This window comes from Rhodosalinus sp. (assembly GCF_046542825.1).
Lineage (GTDB): Bacteria > Pseudomonadota > Alphaproteobacteria > Rhodobacterales > Rhodobacteraceae > Rhodosalinus.
The window spans coordinates 1-2,727 of the sequence record NZ_JBKHAQ010000185.1 but is presented as its reverse complement, the minus strand read 5'-3'; the positions used below and the strand labels follow the sequence as shown (position 1 = coordinate 2,727).

The window sequence follows — 2,727 nt, the reverse complement described above, 5'->3', positions numbered from 1 at the left end:
AAGAAAGTGCCTTAATGTCAATGGCTAAAATGGAACAGTGGCAGCCCGTAGGGGAATCGAACCCCTCTTTCCAGGTTGAAAACCTGGCGTCCTAACCGATAGACGAACGGGCCTTACCGACGTGTGGCGTGTCTTAGAAAAAGCGCGGCGACGCTGCAAGGGGAAATTTGGTCGACGCGATCGCGGCTTCCGCAGCGTCGCTCACTCCGCCTCGGCTGCATCATCGACGCGGAGTTCGACCTGCGTGCGTCCCTGCCAGTGGTTGATCTCGAGCCGACCGGCAAGGTGGAAGCGTGCGCCGCCGTGTGCCTCCAGCCGCGGGCCGAGGTCGCCGTCGTAGGCGCCGAAGGCGATGGCGGCAATCCGGCCACCGTCGCCTGCGTCGAGTTCGAGCTTCAGGTGTCCCTCGCCCACCCGGCGCGCGTGGCGGACAGCCAGCGCGGGAAAGGCGAAGCGTGGCGCGGGCGCGCCTGCGCCGTATGGTCCCGCCCGCTCGAGCGCCTCCATCAGCGCGACCGTGGCCCCCCGCGGCATCAGCATTCCGTCGACGGGCAGTGCCGCGGCGCGCTCTGCGCCTGCCCCCTGCCGCGCCAGCAGCTCCGCCAGCCGCTCCATCGCGGGTTCCAGCGCGTCGCGCGCCACGGTCAGGCCCGCCGCCATGCGGTGGCCACCCCCCTTCAGCAGCAGGCCCTCTGCCGCCAGCCGCTGCACGCAGGCGCCCAGATCGACGCCACTGACCGAGCGGCCCGAGCCCTTGCCCTCGTCCCCCTCCAGTCCGATCACCACGGCGGGGCGGTGCGTGGCTTCCTTCAGCCGGGCAGCGACGATTCCCACCACGCCCGGATGCCAGCCTTCGCCCGCGGCCCAGACCAGCGGCGCGTCGAGGCCGCGCGCCTCCGCCTGCGCCATGGCCGCGTCGCGCACGACGGCCTCGATCGCCCGACGCTCTGTGTTGAGCGCGTCGAGCCGGGCGGCGAGCGCCTGTGCCTCCGCCGCATCGCGCGTGGCCAGCAGCCGGGCGCCCAGGTCGGCCTGCCCCACGCGCCCGCCCGCATTGATCCGCGGCCCCAGCGCGAACCCCAGTGCGGCGGCATCCGGCGCGCGGGTGAGCCGGGCGGAATCGGCCAGCGAGACCAGCCCGGGCCGCTGCCGTTCCGCCATCACGTGCAGGCCCGCCCGCACGAACGCGCGATTGACACCGCGCAGTGGCGCCACGTCCGCCACGGTGGCCAGCGCCACGAGATCGAGCATCGCCATCAGGTCCGGGCCCGCCGTGCCGGTGCCGCGCAGCTGGCGGCCGGCCTCGACCAGCATCAGGAAGACGACGGCGGCGGCGCAGAGGTGGCCCAGCGTCCCGTCCTCGTCCTGCCGGTTGGGATTCACCACGGCGCATGCCGGCGGCAGCGTCTCGCCCGCGAGGTGATGATCCAGTACCACCACATCGGCCCCGGCCGCGGCGATCGGATCGTGGCTCAGCGTGCCGCAATCGACGCAGAGGATCAGGTCGTGCCCGGCGCCCAGCTTCGTCATCGCCGGCACGTTGGGGCCATACCCCTCGTCGATGCGGTCGGGGACGTAGAGCGTGGCGGCGCGCCCCATCTGCCGCAGCCAGTCGATGAGCAGCGCCGCGCTGGCGCCGCCGTCCACGTCGTAGTCGGCGAAGATCGCGATGCGCTCGCGCCGCGCCACCGCCTCGAGCAGCCGCGCCGCCGCCGCCTCCATGTCGCGCAGCCCGCGCGGGTCGGGCAGCAGGTCGCGCAGCTTCGGCGCGAGGTAGGTGTCGCAGCCCGGCGCCTCGACGCCCGCGCGCGCCAGCACGGCGCACAGCGGCAGGGGATGGCCCGTCGCCTGCGCCAGTGCCTCGGCCGCGCGGGCGAGGTCGGGGGCAGGCCCGCGCCAGCGGCGCCCGGTCAGCGAGCTTTCCACACCCAGATAGGCCCGATCGTCGTGCACAGCCCACATCAGCAGGGCGGGACGCCCTGTCCTTCTTTCAGGCCCGGAGAGTTCCGCGCGGCGGGCATATGGCTGCCTTTCGGGCGGCGCGGCGCGTCAGCCCTGCGGAACCGGCGTGCGGTACCGCATCCGCCGGACCGAGCCGGTCTTGGAGCGCATCAGCAGCGTCTCGGTCGTCAGCCAGCCGACCTCGCGCCTGATGCCCGGCAGGAGCGAGCCGCCGGTCACGCCGGTCGCGGCAAAGATCACGTCGCCCGCCACCATGTCGTCGCGGGTGTAGAGGCGATCGAGGTCGGCGATGCCGGCCTTCTCCGCGCGGCCCTTCTCGTCGGCGTTGCGAAAGAGCAGCCTTCCCTGGATCTGCCCGCCCATGCACTTGAGCGCGGCGGCGGCCAGCACGCCTTCGGGCGCGCCGCCCTGGCCCATGTACATGTCGATGCCGGTGACCTCGGCCTCGGCGCAATGCATGACGCCGGCCACGTCGCCGTCGGTGATCAGCCGGATCGCGGCGCCGGTGGAGCGGACCTCGGCGATCATCGCCTCGTGGCGCGGGCGTTCGAGGATGCAGACCGTTATGTCGGAAGGCGCGCAGCCCTTCGCGCTGGCCAGCGCCGAGACCCGCGTCGCGGGCGGCATGTCCAGATCGACGATTCCCTCCGGGTAGCCCGGGCCGATGGCGAGCTTGTCCATGTAGACGTCGGGCGCATGCAGCATGGTGCCGCGCGGACCCATGGCGATCACGGTCAGCGCGTTGGGCATGTCCTTGGCGGTCAG

Annotated in this window: 2 protein-coding genes and 1 tRNA gene; all 3 read right to left on the bottom strand. The window is 72.7% G+C overall.

What is annotated here, in order from left to right; all coding sequences use genetic code 11:
* Positions 1-38: 38 nt before the first annotated feature.
* A tRNA-Glu gene (locus ACLFOB_RS14830) sits at positions 39-113 on the bottom strand.
* Between the two features lie 88 nt (positions 114-201).
* Positions 202-1,953 (bottom strand): single-stranded-DNA-specific exonuclease RecJ, encoded by a 1,752-nt coding sequence (recJ, locus tag ACLFOB_RS14825; protein WP_410926592.1) that lies wholly within the window; start codon positions 1,951-1,953, stop codon positions 202-204.
* Positions 1,954-2,049: 96 nt separating this feature from the next.
* Positions 2,050-2,727: fructose-bisphosphatase class II family protein (locus tag ACLFOB_RS14820; RefSeq protein WP_410926591.1), on the bottom strand; the 678-nt coding region annotated here is incomplete at its 5' end.